Source organism: Pseudomonas sp. MF4836 (genome assembly GCF_002018875.1).
Lineage (GTDB): Bacteria > Pseudomonadota > Gammaproteobacteria > Pseudomonadales > Pseudomonadaceae > Aquipseudomonas.
This window is the reverse complement of the sequence record NZ_MVOL01000001.1, coordinates 253,731-273,127: the sequence shown is the minus strand read 5'-3', so window position 1 is coordinate 273,127 and position 19,397 is coordinate 253,731. Positions and strand designations below refer to the sequence as shown.

Below are 19,397 nucleotides of genomic sequence, written 5' to 3'. Positions count from 1 at the left end.
CCCCGCGTTGATCATGAGCAATCTTCATCTACAGGCTTGCCTTGACCCTTTTTTCACAGGAAACAGCCATGACCGTCTTTTTTATCGGCGCCGGCCCCGGCGACCCGGAGCTGATCACCGTCAAGGGCCAGCGGCTGATCCATCGCTGCCCGGTGATTATCTACGCCGGCTCCCTGGTGCCCGAGGCGGTGCTGGCGGGGCATAGCGCCGAACTGCTGGTCAACAGCGCCGAGTTGCACCTGGAACAGATCATCGAACTGATCAAGAACGCCCACGCCAAGGGCCAGGACGTGGCCCGGGTGCATTCCGGCGACCCCAGCCTGTATGGCGCCATCGGCGAGCAGATCCGCCACCTGCGCCAATTGCAGATCCCCTTTGAAATCGTCCCCGGGGTCACCGCCACCGCCGCCTGCGCCGCGTTGCTCGGAGCGGAGCTGACCCTGCCGGACGTGTCGCAAAGCGTGATCCTGACCCGCTACGCCGACAAGACCGCGATGCCCCCTGGCGAGGAGTTCTCCAGCCTGGCCCAGCATGGCGCGACCATGGCGATTCACCTGGGGGTCAACCACCTGCAGAAAATCGTCGCCGAACTGCTGCCCCACTACGGCGCCGATTGCCCGATTGCCGTGGTCCATCGCGCCACCTGGCCGGATCAGGACTGGGTGCTGGGCACCCTGAACGACATCGAGCAGAAAGTGACAGCCAAGGGTTTTCGCCGCACGGCGTTGATTCTGGTAGGCCGGGTGCTGGCGACGGATCATTTCAGTGAGTCGTCGCTGTATCGCGCGGGGCATGCGCATTTGTATCGCCCGTAGGGCGCGCGGGGATACGGGAGGGGGCAGCCGCTTTGCGGCCGAGCGGGAGCAAGCTCCCTCGCCACAAACCTGCTCCCCGCCCCCACGGCACAGTCATTTGCCCGGGGTTGACGGCGCCTTTTCTGGCCCATAAAAAAACGGCGCTCACGGGGCGCCGTTTTTTTTGGGTGCAGTGAACGCCTTACTTAGTAGTAGGCGTTTTCTTTCTGCGTGTGGTCGGTCACGTCGCGGACCCCCTTGAGCTCAGGGATACGCTCGAGCAACGTGCGCTCGATGCCTTCCCTCAGGGTCACGTCGGCCTGGCCGCAGCCCTGGCAGCCGCCGCCGAATTGCAGCACGGCGATGCCGTCTTCAACCACGTCGATCAGGCTGACCTGGCCGCCGTGGCTGGCCAACCCCGGGTTGATCTCGGTTTGCAGGTAGTAGTTGATGCGCTCGTTGACCGGGCTATCGGCATTGACCATTGGCACCTTGGCATTGGGCGCCTTGATGGTCAGCTGGCCGCCCATGCGGTCGGTGGCGTAGTCGACCACCGCATCATCGAGAAAGGCTTCGCTGAACGAATCGATATAAGCGGTGAAGCTCTTCAGGCCAATGGCCTTGTCTTCGGGTTTTTCTTCGCCCGGCTTGCAATAGGCGATGCAGGTCTCGGCGTACTGAGTTCCTGGCTGGGTGATAAAGACGCGGATCCCGATACCCGGGGTGTTCTGCTTGGAGAGCAGATCAGCCAGGTAATCGTGGGCGGCGTCGGTAATGGTAATAGCGGTCATGGAAATTCCTCGCAGGCGTGGGCGGAGTTTACGCCAATCGGCGCGCCGTACAAAGTCCTAGGGTTTTTGTCGGGTTAACGCCAAGGCCGGGCGGGCAGCGGCCGGGGCGTCGGCCCAGCGTTTGAGCCACTGATAGCTGCGCTTCTCCACCCATTCGTAGCTGCCCCAGGCGGCCAGGCCGATGATCAGCACGCACCCGGCAAATACCGCGTAGGGGTTCAGGCCATAGCGTTGTGCCACATAGCCCCCCAGGGACAGCACCAGCACGTGCATCAGGTACACCGAGTACGAGCTGTCTCCCAGCACCTTGAGCAGGCGGTTGTGCTGGAAATAACGCTCCAGCGCCATGCTCGACGCCACGATCAGGGCACTCGGCAAGCCCCAGGCCAGCACCCGCGGCTGCGGTGGCAGTTGGTAGATCGCCAGCAGCGCGCCGCCGATCAGCAGCAGCGGCAGCCACAGCCCGGGCTTGATCCAGCCTCGGCGATAGAGCATGCCCAGGCCGATCCCCAGCAAAAACTCATAGACGATGTCCGAGCGATAAAAATCGCTGACCCAGCCAAACCCGGTCCAGGCCTGGCTCACGGCAAACAGCAGCGCCGCGACGATCAGCAACCGCAGGTGCAGGCGGAACAGCAACGTCCAGGCGAACAGCAGGTAAAACAGCATTTCGTAGTTCAGGGTCCAGCCCACGTTCAGGGTCGGGTAGATGCCATACCCACCCGGGTTCTGGGTCGGGATAAACAGCAGCGACAGCAGCAAGTGCCACCAGTCGACGCTCTGATCGGCGAACGCCGGCCGCGCAAACACCACCAGCAGCCCCATCAGCAGCGTGTACAGCCAATAGGCCGGGACAATCCGAAACAGCCGGTACATCAGGAAACGCCCGGGGGGCAAGTCCTTGTTTTCAGTCGACAGGAAGATCACCAGCCCGCTGATGACAAAGAAGATATCGACCCCCACCGCGCCCTTGTCGATAAACAATTGACCCAGGGCGCTGCTGGCGTGGAAGTCGAAAAAAATCTGCATGAAGTGGTGGCAGACCACCGTCCAGGCGGCCAGCGCCCGCAGCGCCTGTACCGAAATCAACATCCTCGTGCCCTCCCCAGCCAGCCCCGACAGCGCCTGAACCACTCAGGCGCCTAAAGCTTGGGACCGCAGGCAGCGGGCAAAGGTCGATCAAAGATTCTCGTAGCGATTCATGTCCAGCACACCCGCTTCCACCGGGTCGGTTTCTTCAAGAAAGCGGGTCTGGTCATGGAAATACTGCCAGAACTGCGGATGGCTGCGGCGGATTCCCCAGCGCTCGACAATCTTCTCGAAGCGATGGGCGTCCTTGGCGTTCTCCATCGCGGTGACGAACTCCGGCACCTGATCGGCGGGGATATTGAAGATGAAGTTCGGGTAGCTGCTGAGCACGCCCGGATAGAGGGTCAAGGTGTCCAGCCCCGGCTGATAACGCAGCTGCTCACCCAGCATGAACGCCACATTACTGTGGGCCCGGTTGCGCAACAGGCTGTAGAACACCCGCTGCCCGCTGCGGGTCTGGATGCGCAGCAGGCTGGCCTCGGGCAACTGATCGATGACCTTGAGCCCGGCGGCCGGACGCGAGGTCAGGCGGCTCAGGGCCTGTTCGGCATCCTGCAGCTGCGGGTCGATGCCGGGCCGGGAACAATAGGCGCTATCACAGCGGTTGATCGGGTCCGGCCGAGCATTGAGGTCGCCATAACGCGCCAGCAATTGCTTGGCAAAATCGCGTTTCGGGTCTTTTTCGTCGAGCTTCAAGGCGCTGCGCTTGTCGTCGTCGATGGACTCGTAATCCAGCCACATCTTGAATTTGCCGCTGCTCTGGTACCAGTCATCGAGGAAATCCTCGCGGGTGCCGGCAGGCATCAGGCGCAGGAAGTTCTGCTCCGCGCCGTTGCGGATCAAATCGAAGTACAGCCGGGTCTGGGCCTGGTGCGAGACGTTGCCGAACACGTGGAAATTCACCGCCAACTGGTAGTACGTACGCTCCAGCAACGGGTAGTCGAACAGCCACATCGTCTGCGGCACCTCGCCGATCAGGCCCTTGGTCACCGAGGCGCTGTCGAAGTGGCGGAAAATACTCAGCAAGGCGTTGTCGTTGCCGGCCCACAGGCTCGACCAGCTCGGCGCTGGCGAATCGGCATAGGAGTCGCGGCGCAGGGCCTCGTAGTCATTGCGCTTGTCGCGGTAAGCCAGCCACAGGCTCAGCACACTGCCGACATCGTCGTTCTGCCCGGGCATCGCCAGCAGCGGCGTGGCCTGGCCCCGGTACGCCGGATCGGTGATGTACAGGTCATGTTCCGGCGCCTGGAACAACGCCCAGAAATTGTCGCGGATCACATCGGTGGCGATCTGTCCCCGGCACACCGGGCCGCGGATAAAGGTGCGTACGAAGTACTCAGCGTTATCCAGCATGAACTGATAGCGGGCCTTGGCCGGGATCGCCTCGAAGGTCTCGAACGGGTTGGCCCGGCGCGTCGGTCCGTAACCGGGCAAGGCCGTGACCTGCCAGTCCCCGCTGTAGAACAGACTCTTGACCCGGGCCATCTTCGCCGCGCTCAGCGGGTAGGTAATGTGGGTCTTGTGCACGATCACCCCCTGCACCGGCCACAGGCGGTAATAGACCTGGGTCCCCGGGTCATCGTTGGGGCGCCGAGTGTTGATCAGGTCGATGGGCTGGCCGCTGGGCGTGCGCGAACGCACCCACTGGAAGAAATGCCCCGGCTCACCGTCCTCGAAGTAGATATGGGCCAGGAACAAGTGCTCGAACAACCAGCGTGCCACCAGGCTTTCCCGGGCGCCGGGGGCGTTTAACAAGCCTTCCCATTGCAGCACCTGCATCGCTTCGCGGGCGCTGGGGGCCAGGCCCTGCTGGTCGATCGGCGCTCCGGACGCCAACCAGCGCTGCAGGGTCTGGTACTGCTGATCGGTAAGGCCGGTCACCGCCAGCGGCATGCCTTCTTTGGGATGGGCACCGGCATAGGCGTCGAATTCGCCGGGCTGCGGGCACATGTTTTCCCGGTTCAGGCCCAGGACGATGTCCTCCGGCAGCTTGGCATTGGGTTGCAATGGGGTGTTGTGCCCCAGCTCCAGCATGCGCGCCATCAGCGCCGCCTGGCTGCCCTGGGCGTCGAGCACCGAATAAAAGTCCTTGCGCTGCCAGGCGGCCTTGCCGAACGCGTCGTAGAACAGCCGGGTCGGCGCCTGGGCCTGGCGCCGCTCACCGTCGTAGACCGGGACTTTCGACGCGCCCCGGGCTGCGCCCTCGGCACTGCCCAGGTTGAGCTGACAGGCGGAGTCATAGCAGGCATGGCAGGCCACGCACTTCTCGGTGAAAATCGGCTGGATGTCGCGGGTGTAAGAGAGCGCGGGAACCGGAGTCTCTGCCTGCGTGGTGCTGCTTATCAGCAGTAATAAAAACGCGCTGATACTGACGCGATACGGCATGTCTCTGGTCCTGGGCGTAGAAAACCGCGCAATTCTACCGAGGTCAGGCTGATATCAACATGAGCGATATTCATGCAAAAGCAGCACATGCTCCAATAGCGCACAGGTTTGCTATGATCGCCGCCCTTCGCAATGGCCTTACCAGGTAGTCCCCATGTCCGATCGCAGTGCTCGCCTTCAAGCCCTCCAGCAAGCTCTCAAAGAGCGCATCCTGATTCTCGATGGCGGCATGGGCACCATGATCCAGAGCTACAAGCTCGAGGAGCAGGACTACCGTGGCAAGCGCTTCGCCGACTGGCCAAGCGACGTCAAGGGCAACAACGACCTGCTGGTGCTGACGCGCCCGGACGTGATCGGCTCCATCGAGAAGGCCTACCTCGACGCCGGCGCCGACATCCTGGAAACCAACACCTTCAACGCCACCCAGGTGTCCCTGGCCGATTACGGCATGCAGGGCCTGGCCTACGAGCTGAACGTCGAAGGTGCACGCCTGGCACGCAAGGTGGCCGACGCCAAGACCCTGGAAACCCCGGACAAGCCGCGTTTCGTCGCCGGCGTGATCGGGCCGACCAGCCGCACTTGCTCGCTGTCGCCGGACGTCAACAACCCCGGCTACCGCAACGTGACCTTCGATGAGCTGGTGGAAAACTACACCGAAGCCACCCGGGGCTTGATCGAAGGCGGCGCCGACCTGATCCTGATCGAAACCATCTTCGACACCCTCAACGCCAAGGCGGCGATCTTCGCCGTGCAAGGGGTGTTCGACGAGTTGGGCTTCGAGTTGCCGATCATGATCTCCGGCACCATCACCGACGCCTCCGGCCGCACGCTGTCCGGCCAGACCACCGAAGCCTTCTGGAACTCCGTGGCCCACGCCAAGCCGATCTCGGTCGGCCTCAACTGCGCCCTCGGTGCCAGCGAACTGCGCCCGTACCTGGAAGAGCTGTCGAACAAGGCCAACACCCATGTTTCGGCGCACCCCAACGCCGGCCTGCCCAACGAATTCGGCGAATACGACGAACTGCCGGAAGAAACCGCCAAGGTCATCGAGGAATTCGCCCAAAGCGGCTTCCTCAACATCGTCGGCGGCTGCTGCGGCACCACCCCGGGCCACATCGAAGCCATCGCCAAGGCCGTGGCCGGCTACGCGCCGCGGGCGATCCCGGACATTCCCAAAGCCTGCCGCCTGTCGGGCCTGGAGCCGTTCACCATCGATCGCAGCTCGTTGTTCGTCAACGTCGGCGAGCGCACCAACATCACCGGCTCCGCCAAATTCGCCCGCCTGATCCGTGAAGACAACTACACCGAAGCCCTGGAAGTCGCCCTGCAACAGGTCGAAGCCGGCGCCCAGGTGATCGACATCAACATGGACGAAGGGATGCTGGACTCGAAGAAGGCGATGGTCACCTTCCTCAACCTGATTGCCGGCGAACCGGACATCTCGCGGGTGCCGATCATGATCGACTCCTCGAAGTGGGAAGTGATCGAGGCCGGCCTGAAGTGCATCCAGGGCAAGGGCATCGTCAACTCCATCAGCATGAAAGAAGGCGTCGAGCAGTTCATTCACCACGCCAAGCTGTGCAAACGCTACGGCGCCGCCGTGGTGGTGATGGCCTTCGACGAAGCCGGCCAGGCCGACACCGAGGCGCGCAAGAAGGAAATCTGCAAGCGCTCCTACGACATCCTGGTCAATGACGTGGGCTTCCCCCCGGAAGACATCATCTTCGACCCGAACATCTTCGCCGTGGCCACCGGCATCGAAGAACACAACAACTACGCCGTGGACTTCATCAACGCCTGCGCCTATATCCGCGACGAGCTGCCGTATGCGCTGACCTCGGGTGGCGTGTCCAACGTGTCGTTCTCGTTCCGCGGCAACAACCCGGTGCGCGAGGCAATTCACTCGGTGTTCCTGCTGTATGCGATCCGCAACGGCCTGACCATGGGTATCGTCAACGCCGGCCAGCTGGAGATCTACGACCAGATCCCGGCCGAGCTGCGCGACGCCGTGGAAGACGTGGTGCTCAACCGCACGCCTAACGGCACCGACGCCCTGCTGGCGATCGCCGACAAGTACAAGGGCGACGGCAGCGTCAAGGAAGCCGAGACCGAGGAATGGCGCGGCTGGGAGGTCAACAAGCGCCTCGAGCACGCCCTGGTCAAGGGCATCACCACCCACATCGTCGAAGACACCGAAGAGTCGCGCCTGTCCTTCAGCCGCCCGATCGAAGTGATCGAAGGCCCGCTGATGTCCGGCATGAACATCGTCGGCGACCTGTTCGGCGCCGGCAAAATGTTCCTGCCCCAGGTGGTGAAATCGGCGCGGGTGATGAAACAGGCGGTGGCCCACCTGATTCCCTTCATCGAGCTGGAAAAAGGCGACAAGCCGGAAGCCAAGGGCAAGATCCTCATGGCCACGGTCAAGGGCGACGTGCACGACATCGGCAAGAACATCGTCGGCGTGGTCCTGGGTTGCAACGGCTATGACATCGTCGACCTGGGGGTGATGGTGCCGGCGGAGAAGATCCTGCAGGTGGCCAAGGAGCAGAAGTGCGACATCATCGGCCTCTCCGGCCTGATCACCCCGTCCCTGGACGAAATGGTACACGTCGCCCGTGAAATGCAGCGCCAGGACTTCCACCTGCCGCTGATGATCGGTGGCGCCACCACCTCCAGGGCCCACACCGCGGTGAAGATCGAACCCAAGTACAGCAACGACGCAGTGGTCTACGTGACCGACGCCTCGCGCGCGGTGGGCGTGGCCACTCAGCTGCTGTCCAAAGAGCTCAAGGCCGGCTTCGTGCAGAAGACCCGGGAAGAATACGTGGAAGTGCGCGAGCGCACCGCCAACCGCAGCGCCCGCACCGAACGCCTGAGCTACCCGGCGGCCATCGCCAAGAAGCCGCAGTTCGACTGGAGCAGCTACCAGCCGGTCAAACCGACGTTCACCGGCGCCAAGGTACTGGACAACATCGACCTCAAGGTACTGGCCGAGTACATCGACTGGACCCCGTTCTTTATCTCCTGGGACCTGGCCGGCAAGTTCCCGCGCATCCTGACCGATGAAGTGGTTGGTGAGGCAGCCACCGCGCTGTACGCCGACGCCCAGGAAATGCTCAAGAAGCTGATCGACGAAAAACTCATCAGCGCCCGTGCGGTGTTCGGCTTCTGGCCGACCAACCAGGTGCAGGACGATGACCTGGAAGTCTACGGCGATGACGGCCAGCCCCTGGCGCGCCTGCATCACCTGCGCCAGCAGATCATCAAGACCGACGGCAAGCCGAACTTCTCCCTGGCCGACTTCGTGGCGCCCAAGGACAGCGGCGTGACCGACTACATCGGGGGTTTCATCACCACCGCCGGTATCGGCGCCGAAGAAGTGGCCAAGGCTTACCAGGATGCCGGCGACGACTACAACTCGATCATGGTCAAGGCCCTGGCCGACCGCCTGGCCGAAGCCTGCGCCGAGTGGCTGCACCAGCAGGTGCGTAAAGAACACTGGGGCTACGCCAAGGACGAACAACTGGATAACGAGGCGCTGATCAAGGAACAGTACATCGGCATCCGCCCTGCCCCGGGTTACCCGGCGTGCCCGGATCACACCGAAAAAGCCCAGTTGTTCCAGCTGCTCGACCCAGAGGCCCACGAAATGCATGCCGGCCGCAGCGGCGTGTTCCTCACCGAGCACTACGCCATGTTCCCGGCCGCGGCGGTCAGCGGCTGGTACTTCGCCCACCCGCAGGCGCAGTACTTCGCCGTGGGCAAGGTCGACAAGGACCAGGTGCAGAGCTACACCGCGCGCAAAGGCCAGGACCTGGCCGTGACCGAGCGCTGGCTGGCACCCAACCTGGGTTACGACAACTGATACCCGCCCTCCGGCCGCTCATGGGGTGAGCGCCGGCTATCACCGGGCGAGATTGGCCCGGGGATAGCCGGCTCGCCCTTGGCCAGATTGTCTATGCTCTTTGCACACACACCTGTGTCGAGGGATTTATGGACGACCCAATCAATGACAAGCCGCCGACCTTCTGGCAGATGCTGCACAGCGTGGTAGCGGCGGCGTTCGGCGTGCAGAGCGGCAAAAACCGCGCCCGGGATTTCACCCACGGCAAGCCCAGCCACTTCGTGGCGATGGGCATCCTGTTCACTGCGGTATTTGCCTTGACCCTGTTCGGCATCGTCAAGCTGGTGCTGCACCTGGCGGGGATCTGAACGCGCGTCAGCGCATCAGCATTTGCAGGTCAAACGGGTAGCGATAACTGTCCGGTTTGCCCTTGGCCGAAAGCGCCCGGAAGTTGATGCCGTAGTCCTGGGTCGCCTGCACGGCCAGCAGGCGCCTGGCCAGGGGCTTGTCGATCAGTTGAAACAACCCCACCTGCCAGAACGGGCCGCCGTGCCGGGTCATGTCCACTCCCTGCTCATAATCGTGCAGCAACACCAGGGCCCAGCCTCCCAGGGTGAAATGCCCGGCACTCAAGGCGCTCAAGCGTCCGTCCAATAGCGCCTGCAAGGCCTGGGGCGAACTGTTGACCGCACTGAACAACACATCCTTGCCCGGCTGGTGCTTGAGTTCTTGCGCGGCGGCCATGGCACCCAGCGCCATCTCATCGTTTGCCGACCAGATCAACGCTGTGTGCGGGTAGCGCTTGAGCAACTGCTGGGCCTGCTCATAGGCCCGCTGCCGGGTCCATTCGCCGTACACCAGTTGGCGCAGGCGCACCTCGGGGTGTTCAGCCAGCGCCCGATGCAGGCCCTGCTCGCGCAATTGCGAGGCCGGGGTGATTTTCATCCCGGAGAACGCCAGCAGATCAACGGTTTGCCCCGGCGCAACCGGGCCATGCTGGCGGATCAGTTCCTTGAGCGTCTGATAGCCGGCCTTTTCATCGTCGGCCACCAGGCTGCCGATCCACTCCGAGCGCTGGTCATTGCGCTCGTTGAGCAAACGCAACTGGTCGGGGGTGAGCACGCTGTTGACGATAAACAGCTTGACCCCGCTGCCCTGGGACAGGCGCAGGATCTCCGGCGCGACATATTGCTCGTTGACCAGGATCAGGTAGTCCGGCCGTTGGTCGCCCTGCAGCGCCTCACGGGCTTGGCTGAGGGTGTTGCCGGGGTTGCGCTCGGAATAACGCACACGCAAATCCAGGCCGAGGTCCTTGGCCGCGGCCTGCATGAATTGCGAATAATTGACCCAGAACGTTTCCGTGGAAGTGCCCGGATTGAGAAAAAGCACTGAAGTGGCGTGAGCCACTGCCCAGAACGGCAGACTCAGCAGCAGCAAGCCCTTGCACAAAACCTTCAACATCGTCACGCGAACCCCAAGATAATGCCGCGCATTATAGCGGGCAAAATACTGGCAACTGTCAGTGACATCGTCGATTTTGTCGGACAATCCGGGTTATTTCTGCCCGTTACCTACTGATGACTGACCCAGAACACCGCCGTTCCCACCACCAGAATGATCAGGAACAGAATGGCCCAAGCATCGACACTGCTGTCGGTTTTCCTTGCCTTGGTCGGATTGCTCATAGCATCGCCTCTTGTCGGTTTTATCGGTGACTGCTCGAAGACTCCCGCAGAGTTAAGACCAGCTTTGCCCTTACCACAAATGTGGTCTTGTACCGTTAGTCGTTTTAGTTCTTTGCATATACTCAAACATCACTTTTGCGCATAACTGCAAACTGGTATCGTGCGCCGGCTCCGTTGGGAGTGCGCGGCCGTGCGCGCAGAATTGCTGAGGTGACCGCAGCCTCTCCGGTTACCTGATAAGCCTGAGAACAGGACCTATATGTACGTATACGACGAGTACGATCAGCGAATCATCGAGGACCGCGTCAAGCAGTTCCGTGATCAGACCCGACGCTATCTGGCAGGCGAGCTGAGCGAAGAAGAATTCCGCCCTCTGCGCTTGCAGAATGGCCTCTATATCCAACGTTTTGCCCCGATGCTGCGGGTCGCCGTGCCTTATGGCCAGCTGACTTCGCGCCAGACGCGAATGATGGCCAAGATCGCTCGCGACTACGACAAGGGCTACGCCCACATCAGTACCCGGCAGAACGTGCAGTTCAACTGGCCGGCCCTGGAAGACATCCCGGACATCCTGGCTGAGCTGGCCACCGTGCAGATGCACGCGATCCAGACCAGCGGCAACTGCCTGCGCAACGTCACCACCGACCAGTTCGCCGGCGTCGCTGCCGACGAAGTAATCGACCCGCGCCCCTGGTGCGAAATCGTCCGCCAGTGGACCACTTTCCACCCGGAATTCGCCTACCTGCCGCGCAAGTTCAAGATCGCCATCAACGGCTCGACCTCGGACCGCGCGGCCATCGAAGTCCACGACATCGGCCTGGAGCCGGTGTACAACGCCGCTGGCGAGCTGGGCTTCCGCGTACTAGTGGGTGGCGGCCTGGGCCGTACCCCGGTGGTCGGCGCCTTTATCAACGAGTTCCTGCCGTGGCAGGACCTGTTGAGCTACCTCGACGCGATCCTGCGGGTCTACAACCGCTATGGCCGTCGTGACAACAAGTACAAGGCGCGGATCAAGATCCTGGTCAAGGCCCTGACTCCTGAAGTCTTTGCGCAAAAAGTCGACGCAGAGATGGAGCACCTGCGCGGTGGCCAGACCACCCTGACCGATGCCGAAGTGCATCGCGTGGCCAAACACTTCGTCGACCCGGACTACAAGGCCCTGGAAGACCAAACCGCCGAGCTGGCAGCACTCGACCAGCAGCACCCAGGCTTCGCCCGCTGGCGCACGCGCAACACCCTGGCCCACAAGAAGCCGGGCTATGTGGCGGTGACCCTGTCGCTGAAACCGACCGGCGTGGCCCCGGGTGACCTCACCGACAAACAGCTGGACGCCGTGGCCGACCTGGCCGACCGCTACAGCTTCGGTCAACTGCGTACCTCCCACGAGCAGAACATCATCCTGGCCGACGTTGAACAGAGCCAGTTGTTCGCCATGTGGGGCGAATTGCGTGAACGCGGTTTCGCCACGCCGAACATCGGCCTGCTGACCGACATCATCTGCTGCCCGGGCGGCGACTTCTGCTCCCTGGCCAACGCCAAGTCGATCCCGATCGCCGAATCCATCCAGCGTCGCTTCGACGACCTGGACTACCTGTTCGACATCGGCGAACTGGACCTGAACATCTCCGGGTGCATGAACGCCTGTGGTCACCACCACGTGGGCCACATCGGCATCCTTGGTGTCGACAAGAAAGGCGAAGAGTTCTATCAAGTGTCCCTGGGTGGCAGCGCCAGCCGCGATGCCAGCCTGGGCAAGATCCTCGGCCCGTCCTTCGCCCAGGACGCCATGCCGGATGTGATCTCCAAGCTGATCGACGTCTACGTGGAACAACGTAACGAAGACGAGCGCTTTATCGACACCTACCAACGTATCGGTATCGACCTCTTCAAGGAGCGTGTCTATGCAGCGAATCATTAAGAACAACGAGGTCGTCGACGAAACCTGGCACTTGCTGCCCAAGGACGCGACCCTCGATGGCATCTCCAACTGCGACGACTTGATCGTGCCGCTGGCACTGTGGCGCGAGCACGCTCACGCCCTCAAGGCCCGCGATGGCGGTCTGGGCGTGTGGCTGGACGCTGAAGAAGAAGCCGAGGAAATCGGTGATGACGTCGACCAGTTCCAGGTCATCGCCCTGAACTTCCCGGCCTTCACCGACGGACGCAACTACTCCAACGCCCGCCTGCTGCGTGACCGCTACGGTTACAAGGGCGAGCTGCGGGCCATCGGCGACGTGCTGCGCGATCAGCTGTTCTACCTGCACCGTTGCGGTTTCGATGCCTACGCCCTGCGCGCTGACAAAGACCCGTACGAAGCCCTGGAAAGCCTCAAGGACTTCTCGGTGACCTACCAGGCCGCCACCGACGAACCGCTGCCGCTGTTCCGTCGCCGCTAAACCTGGCGCATAAAAAAGCCCTGGACCGGGAAACCGGCTCAGGGCTTTTTTGTATCCGGCGCTGCAGGAAATGGCGGTGGCTGTTGCACCGCCCTCCGCGGTTTACCAGAAGCGTTGCTGGGTCAGGCGGCTCCACCAGGTCAGCAGCACGCGGTCAATGGAACCGCTGGCCGCCAGCCCCACCCGCTCCTGCAGGCTCTTGCGCTCGGCATAGTGCAGGTGGAACACCTCGGCGCTCTTGGCCTTGTCGGCCAGGTATTCGTCGCTGGTCTGCAACTCGTCCACCAGCAACTTCTCTTGCGCCGCCACGCCCAGCCAGACTTCGCCGGTGGCCACTTCATCGATGGCCAGTTGCGGGCGGTAGCGGGACACGAAGTTCTTGAACAGCTGGTGGGTGATGTCCAGGTCTTCCTGGAACTTCTCCCGGCCCTTCTCGGTGTTTTCGCCAAACACGGTCAGGGTGCGCTTGTATTCGCCGGCGGTCAGCACTTCAAAGTCGATGTCGTGCTTCTTCAACAGGCGGTTGACGTTGGGCAACTGCGCCACCACGCCAATCGAGCCGAGGATGGCGAACGGCGCGCTGATAATCTTCTCGCCGATGCACGCCATCATGTAGCCGCCGCTGGCCGCGACCTTGTCGATGCACACGGTCAAGGGCACGCCCGCCTGGCGGATACGCGCCAGTTGCGAGGACGCCAGGCCGTAGCTGTGAACCATGCCGCCGCCGCTTTCCAGGCGCAGCACCACTTCATCCTTGGGCGTGGCCAGGCTGAGCAAGGCGGTGATTTCGTGGCGCAGGCTTTCAGTGGCCGAGGCCTTGATGTCGCCATTGAAGTCCAGCACGAATACCCGGGACTTGGCCTCGGGCTGCTTCTTCAGTTTTTTCTGGCTTTTTTCGATCTTGCCCTGGGACTTGCGCAAGGCCTTGAGTTGGTCCTTGTCGAGCAGGCTCTGCTCCAGGCGCTCGCGCAGGCCCTTGTAAAAGTCATTGAGCTTGCTGACCTGCAACTGGCCGGCCGACTTGCGCCGCCCTTTGCTGCGCAGGGCTGCCGCGGTGATCAGCACCACCAGGATCGCCACCACCAGGGTGACGGTTTTAGCCAGAAAACTTGCGTACTCCGCAATAAAATCCACAGCGACTCCTTAAACACCTATGCCGCTGCCAACGAGCGGCGTAATGGACGCCAGCATACCGACGCGGCCGGTCCACCACCAGCCGCGAAACCTTGTGTAACCAAGCTCCAACAATCATTTCAAACAAGCGTATGTTTTTTCATTGACAGCTCAACGGCATCCTCATAACCTCGCAAAACTTTCAACGTGCCGGGATGACGCGGACGTGGGCAGCATCTATTTGATTCGACATGGCCAGGCCTCCTTTGGTGCAGACGACTATGACGTTCTGTCGCCCAACGGTGTGCGCCAGGCGCAAGTGCTCGGCCAACACCTGGCGCAAATGGGCCTGAGCTTCGACCGCTGCCTATCGGGTGATCTGCGCCGCCAGCAACACACTGCCAACGAAGCCCGCGAGCAAATGCTCGCCGCCGACCTGCCGACACCGGCCCTGGAGATCGACTCGGCCTTCAACGAGTTCGACGCCGACGCCATTATTCGCGCCCTGCTGCCCGACCTGCTGAGCCAGGAGCCGAACGCCCTGGAAACCCTGCGCAACGCCGCGCAGAACCGCGCCGAGTTCCAGCGCATCTTCGCCCTGATCATCGAGCGCTGGCTGGCCGGCACCTATGACCCACCCGGGCTGGAAAGCTGGCTGGGGTTTGTCGAGCGGGTCCAGGGCGGCCTGCAACGCATCCTCGAACAGGCCGACAACCGTGACAAGATCGCCGTGTTCACCTCCGGCGGCACCATTACCGCCCTGCTCCACCTGATTACCCGGATGCCTGCCCGGCAGGCTTTCGAACTGAATTGGCAAATCGTCAACACCTCGCTCAACCAGCTGAAGTTCCGCGGGCGCGAGGTGGCCCTGGCTTCCTTCAACGGTCATGCCCATCTGCAACTGTTGAAGGCCCCGGAACTCATCACTTTCCGATGAGCCCGGCTCACTGTGACCCTTGCTGTAATCACCCCAAGAAAAGGATCGAACCATGACCTCCGTAGCTGACGCCGTACAAGCCATGAAAGCCAAGTTCAACCCAGCTGCCGCCGCCGGCCTGGACCTGGTTTTCGGTTTCCGTATCGATGACACCAAGAACTTCTCGCTGATCGTCAAAGACAGCACCTGCGAGCTGCAAGAAGGCGAAAACCCTGACGCCCAGGTCACCCTGGTGATGGACGGCGAAACCCTGGACGGCATCGTCAGCGGCGAAACCGACGGCATGCAGGCCTTCATGGGCGGCAAACTGCGCGCTGAAGGCGACATGATGCTGGCCATGAAACTGAGCGAGCTGTTCCCAGCCTAAGACCCTCGCGGTCCGGTTGTACCCGAATCCCGCCCCTGTGGCGGGATTCGTCGTTTCTGGCCCCTACCGATTAATGCAATGACCGTAGCCACTGCCGCAGGCTCGGGCCGCGTTCGGACGCTGGCCTGCGCGACGCCGCGAATGCGCCTGATAGGTCACGGTGCCCAAACGGGCCAGCGCAGCCTCGTGCCTCGGCAGCGGCTGCAGCGGCTACGGGGTTTGCGGGATGACCGTCGGGCACCTTGTTTGGCTGGCGGCACGCTTGATTGATCTCAGTCAGTTTCGGTTTTGCGCAGGTCTCTACTCTGGCGTCTCCATCACAGGCCAGGGACGGCTGATCGGAGCGACCGGTCGTGCCTATCACTCAAGGAAGAGTCACCCCATGGGATCACTGAAGATCATTCTGCTGTCCAGCGCCTTCAACGGCCTGACCCAACGAGCCTGGCTGAGCCTGCGCCAGGCCGGGCACCGCCCCAGCGTGGTGCTGTTCACCGACGAAGAGTCGGTCTGCCAACAGATCGAAGACGCCAACGCCGACCTGGTGATCTGTCCCTTTCTCAAGGACCGGGTGCCGCAGCGACTGTGGGCCAATACCCAACGGCCGCTGGTGATCATCCACCCGGGGATCGTTGGCGACCGTGGCGCCAGCGCCCTGGACTGGGCGATTACCAATGAGGTCAGCCGCTGGGGCGTCACGGCCCTGCAAGCCGTGGAAGAAATGGATGCCGGGCCGATCTGGTCGACCCACGAATTCACCCTGCCGGCCAACCTGCGTAAATCCGAGCTGTACAACGGCCTGATCAGCGACGCCGCGTTGCAGTGCATCGAGGACGTGGTGAAAAAATTCACCAGCGGCTTCACCCCGATCCCCCTGAACTACCTGGACCCCAACGTCCGTGGCCGCTTGCAGCCCAACATGAAGCAGAGCGACCGTACCTTCAGCTGGCACGACTGCGCGCGCTTCATCAAGCGCTCCATCGATGCCGCCGACGGCCAGCCAGGGGTGCTGGCGAGCCTGGCCGGCGGCCAGTACTACCTGTATGACGCCCACCTGGATGCACGCAGCGGTACACCCGGGGAACTGCTCGCCGTGCACGATGACGCCGTGCTGGTGGCCGCCGGCGACCACAGCCTGTGGATCGGCGCCCTCAAACCCAAGGCAGCACCCGGTGCCGAGACCTTCAAGCGCCCGGCGCGGCATGTACTGGCGCAGCATCTGGAGGGCCTGCCGCACCTGGACTGGTCAATCGAAAACTCGCCTTTGTGCAATGAGGCCTATCAGCCGATTCGCTACCGCGAGTCAGGCAATGTCGGCGAGCTGACCTTCGACTTCTACAACGGCGCCATGAGCACCGAACAATGCCAGCGCCTGACCCGCGCTCTGCGCTGGGCCAAGGCACAGAACACCCAGGTGCTGCTGATCAAGGGCGGACGTGGCGCCTTTTGCAACGGCGTGCACCTGAACGTGATCCAGGCCGCCCCCGTACCGGGCCTCGAAGCCTGGGCCAACATCCAGGCGATCGACGACGTCTGCCAGGAGCTGCTCAGCGCCCGGCAACTGGTGGTCTGCGGCCTGACCGGCAGCGCCGGTGCCGGCGGCCTGATGCTGGGGCTGGCGGCGGACATCGTCCTGGCTCGGTCTGACGTGGTGCTCAACCCGCATTACAAGACCATGGGCCTGTTCGGCTCCGAATACTGGACCTACAGCCTGCCCCGCACCGTGGGCCAGGCCATGGCCCAGCGGCTCACCGAGGAATGCCTGCCCATCAGCACCCTCCAGGCCCTGGAGATGGGCATGGTGCAGGAGATCGGCCCGCGCTGCCCGGACGAGTTCGCCCTGTGGCTGCTGCAACGAGCCAACAGCGCCCTGAGCGATAGCGGCTACCAGGCCATCCGCGAGCGCAAGGCCCAGGCCGACCCGCAACTGATGCAGCACTGCCGCAATACCGAGTTGGAGGAAATGCACCAGGACATGGTGCACAACCGCAAAGGCTTCGCCGAAAAATGCGCGGCATTCGTCTACAAGCGCAAAACCTGCTGCACGCCGCAGCGCTTGATCGAAGACTGGGCGCAACCCCGGGAGGTGGCATTGGTGGGCTGAGCCGCCTGACCGGCGGCTTTCAATGCAGCGCCAGGCCACGTAATATCGCCGCCTTTTTGTTGCCGCCCCACTGGGGCGGCAGCTGTTTGCCAGGAGGCGATATGCACGACATTCCCGGCCATTCCACGTGGCGCAGCATCGAAGAACAGACCCTGGGCTGGTCCAGCGATCGGATCTTTCACATCGTCGATGCACAGGGCCAGCACCTGCTCTTGCGCACCAGCGACGCCGCCCAGCACACCAGCAAGCACCACGAGTTCCAGTGGACCCAACACCTGGCGGCACAGGGCATCGCCATGTCCCAGCCATTGGCCTTTGGCCTGTTTGATTCAGGGCGCCAGGTCTACTCGCTGTTGTCATGGATCGAAGGCCAGGATGGCGCGCACTGGGTTGCCGAGCGTCCGGCCGCTGCCTGTCATGAACTGGGCCTGCAAGCCGGTCGGATACTCCAGCAGATACACAGCGTTGCTGTGCCTCCAGGCACCGAGAACGCCGAACAGCAGATGCGTGCCCTCTACCTTAAAAAGCTCGAACAGTACCGGAGCTGCGGCTATCAAGTGGCCCATGAGCAAGACTTCCTGCCATTTATCGAGCAGCACTTTCATCTGCTGGCAGACGCGCCGCGGGTGTTTCTGCACGGCGACTATCACCTGAACAACATGATCGTGGGCGCCGATGACCAATTGTCGATCATCGATTTCAACCGCTGTCGTCTTGGCGATCCGGCGCGAGACTTCAACAGGCTGGCGCTGTTTTCCTGCAACCTCAGCAGCGACTTCGCCCGCGGCCAGATCGACGGCTACTGCGCGGGCAACGCCGACCCTGGGTTCTTCACCCGCATGGCGTTCTACGTCGCGTTCGATACCTTCTTCAGCGTGATCTGGGCCATGGCCTTCGGCGAAGAGCAAATCCACGCCAGCCTGCAACGCACGCAAAAGGTCTGGGAGGACTTCGCCGGTTTTTCCAGTGTTGTGCCTCGCTGGTACGGCCAATAAGCGCCACATCCGCTGCGGCCATGACCCGGTCGCACCCGTTTTTTTGATCGCAGAGAAGAAAACAGCTGCTATGGTTTTGCCCGGCGCAGGGCTTTGAGCACGAAAGACGCCATTGGAAAATCTTAAGGAATGAGAGTGAACGCCAAGCTTAAAGAAACAGAAAAAGCCCAGGAAACCACCGGTAAGAGCCCGATCGCCTGGGGCATGATCGGCTCGGTGATCCTGGCCATCACCACCCCGTTCTTCTACTTGAACGGCAAGGCTTACCACGACGGATACCTGGGCTACTTCCAGCTGGAAACCTCGATGTTTCCCATGGACACCTCCAGCACCTTCGTCACCGCGGTGCTGGCCTGGTATCACGCCATGACCAATGGCTTGAAAGGGAGTTTTGAATTCATCGGGCAGCACTGGCTATGGGCAACCCTGGTCTGCGTGCTGACCATCGTGGTGTTCGGTGGCTTCAACTACCTGATCGCCAAGCTCACCAAAACGCTCAATGATAAAAAGCAGTCGAGCAAGCAGCAGGCCACCACCCCCGCGCCGTCCTTATTGAAAGAGATGGGGAAATGCGCGCTGTATATTTTCATCCCGAGCTACGGCCTGTTTGTCGCGATGTTTTTTATCTCGTTCATCCTGATGATCACCATCACCCCTTTTTCATTGATCGGTAAGGATTCAGCCGCCGACGATCTGAAAGACGGCTTCAAGAACTCGCCACTGGTGACCGTCAATGACCCCGATGGGCACAAAGGCACTTAGCGGGTCATGCAGTGCTCGACCTCGTTCTGCGCGCTGTATGCCGATGGCAAGGCGATCACGGTTCCGGTCGCGACCCTGAATTGGGTGGTGTCGGATGTCTCGGAAAAACTGAAGCAGGCACAAGAAAAATAACGTCGC

The 19,397-nt window shown here is 62.1% G+C and carries 16 protein-coding genes; 11 read left to right on the top strand and 5 right to left on the bottom strand.

Features of this window, described 5'->3' with window-relative positions:
- Window positions 1–68: 68 nt before the first annotated feature.
- Window positions 69–815, top strand: coding sequence for a precorrin-4 C(11)-methyltransferase (cobM, locus tag MF4836_RS01380; protein ID WP_078468751.1), 747 nt, complete (start codon window positions 69–71; stop codon window positions 813–815).
- Window positions 816–1,000: 185 nt separating this feature from the next.
- Here cobM and nfuA read toward each other — a convergent pair whose 3' ends face one another.
- From nfuA to MF4836_RS01365, 3 genes are all read right to left on the bottom strand, one after another.
- Window positions 1,001–1,585: a Fe-S biogenesis protein NfuA gene (gene nfuA / locus MF4836_RS01375; protein ID WP_078468750.1), complete on the bottom strand. Its 585-nt coding sequence runs from the start codon at window positions 1,583–1,585 to the stop codon at window positions 1,001–1,003.
- A 57-nt stretch (window positions 1,586–1,642) separates the two neighbouring features.
- On the bottom strand, window positions 1,643–2,677 hold the full coding sequence (locus MF4836_RS01370) for an acyltransferase family protein (protein ID WP_078468749.1): 1,035 nt from the start codon (window positions 2,675–2,677) through the stop codon (window positions 1,643–1,645).
- 87 nt (window positions 2,678–2,764) lie between these two features.
- Entirely contained in the window at window positions 2,765–5,059 is a 2,295-nt protein-coding gene (locus tag MF4836_RS01365; RefSeq protein WP_078468748.1) for a fatty acid cis/trans isomerase, read from the bottom strand.
- A gap of 154 nt (window positions 5,060–5,213) precedes the next feature.
- Here MF4836_RS01365 and metH point away from each other — a divergent pair, with 154 nt between their 5' ends.
- Together metH and MF4836_RS01355 are read left to right on the top strand one after the other, a co-directional pair.
- The gene (gene metH, locus MF4836_RS01360; protein ID WP_078468747.1) at window positions 5,214–8,924 is read left to right on the top strand and encodes a methionine synthase; all 3,711 of its coding nucleotides are present in this window, start codon (window positions 5,214–5,216) and stop codon (window positions 8,922–8,924) included.
- A 128-nt stretch (window positions 8,925–9,052) separates the two neighbouring features.
- A complete protein-coding gene (locus MF4836_RS01355) occupies window positions 9,053–9,271 on the top strand; it encodes a DUF2970 domain-containing protein (protein WP_078468746.1) in 219 nt (72 codons plus the stop codon).
- Window positions 9,272–9,278: 7 nt separating this feature from the next.
- On the opposite strand, the gene MF4836_RS01350 is transcribed toward MF4836_RS01355, so the two are convergent.
- Complete coding sequence (locus MF4836_RS01350) at window positions 9,279–10,364, bottom strand: ABC transporter substrate-binding protein (RefSeq protein WP_078469132.1); 1,086 nt, start codon at window positions 10,362–10,364, stop codon at window positions 9,279–9,281.
- Between the two features lie 483 nt (window positions 10,365–10,847).
- On the opposite strand from MF4836_RS01350, the gene MF4836_RS01345 reads away from it, so the two are divergent.
- Window positions 10,848–12,506, top strand: a complete 1,659-nt coding sequence (locus MF4836_RS01345; protein ID WP_078468745.1) for a nitrite/sulfite reductase — start codon at window positions 10,848–10,850, stop codon at window positions 12,504–12,506.
- Window positions 12,490–12,984 (top strand): DUF934 domain-containing protein, encoded by a 495-nt coding sequence (locus MF4836_RS01340; RefSeq protein ID WP_020296903.1) that lies wholly within the window; start codon window positions 12,490–12,492, stop codon window positions 12,982–12,984. Before MF4836_RS01345 ends, MF4836_RS01340 begins: the two co-directional genes overlap by 17 nt.
- Before the next feature lie 102 nt (window positions 12,985–13,086).
- Here the strand turns inward: MF4836_RS01340 and sohB are convergent, their stop codons facing one another.
- Entirely contained in the window at window positions 13,087–14,118 is a 1,032-nt protein-coding gene (gene sohB, locus MF4836_RS01335) for a protease SohB (RefSeq protein WP_078468744.1), read from the bottom strand.
- 205 nt (window positions 14,119–14,323) lie between these two features.
- Here sohB and MF4836_RS01330 point away from each other — a divergent pair, with 205 nt between their 5' ends.
- The 6 genes from MF4836_RS01330 to MF4836_RS35935 all read left to right on the top strand — a co-directional run bounded on the left by MF4836_RS01330 (window position 14,324) and on the right by MF4836_RS35935 (window position 19,391).
- On the top strand, window positions 14,324–15,034 hold the full coding sequence (locus tag MF4836_RS01330; RefSeq protein ID WP_078468743.1) for a histidine phosphatase family protein: 711 nt from the start codon (window positions 14,324–14,326) through the stop codon (window positions 15,032–15,034).
- A gap of 52 nt (window positions 15,035–15,086) precedes the next feature.
- On the top strand, window positions 15,087–15,401 hold the full coding sequence (locus MF4836_RS01325) for an SCP2 sterol-binding domain-containing protein (RefSeq protein WP_020296906.1): 315 nt from the start codon (window positions 15,087–15,089) through the stop codon (window positions 15,399–15,401).
- Between the two features lie 382 nt (window positions 15,402–15,783).
- Window positions 15,784–17,502 (top strand): hydrogenase maturation protein, encoded by a 1,719-nt coding sequence (locus MF4836_RS01320; RefSeq protein WP_078468742.1) that lies wholly within the window; start codon window positions 15,784–15,786, stop codon window positions 17,500–17,502.
- A gap of 101 nt (window positions 17,503–17,603) precedes the next feature.
- Window positions 17,604–18,497 carry an aminoglycoside phosphotransferase family protein gene (locus tag MF4836_RS01315; protein ID WP_161955723.1) on the top strand — a complete coding sequence of 298 codons (894 nt, stop codon included), beginning with the start codon at window positions 17,604–17,606 and terminating at the stop codon, window positions 18,495–18,497.
- A gap of 135 nt (window positions 18,498–18,632) precedes the next feature.
- Window positions 18,633–19,259 (top strand): hypothetical protein, encoded by a 627-nt coding sequence (locus MF4836_RS01310; protein WP_078468740.1) that lies wholly within the window; start codon window positions 18,633–18,635, stop codon window positions 19,257–19,259.
- Window positions 19,260–19,265: 6 nt separating this feature from the next.
- Window positions 19,266–19,391, top strand: a complete 126-nt coding sequence (locus MF4836_RS35935) for a hypothetical protein (protein WP_274522621.1) — start codon at window positions 19,266–19,268, stop codon at window positions 19,389–19,391.
- Window positions 19,392–19,397 lie beyond the last annotated feature (6 nt).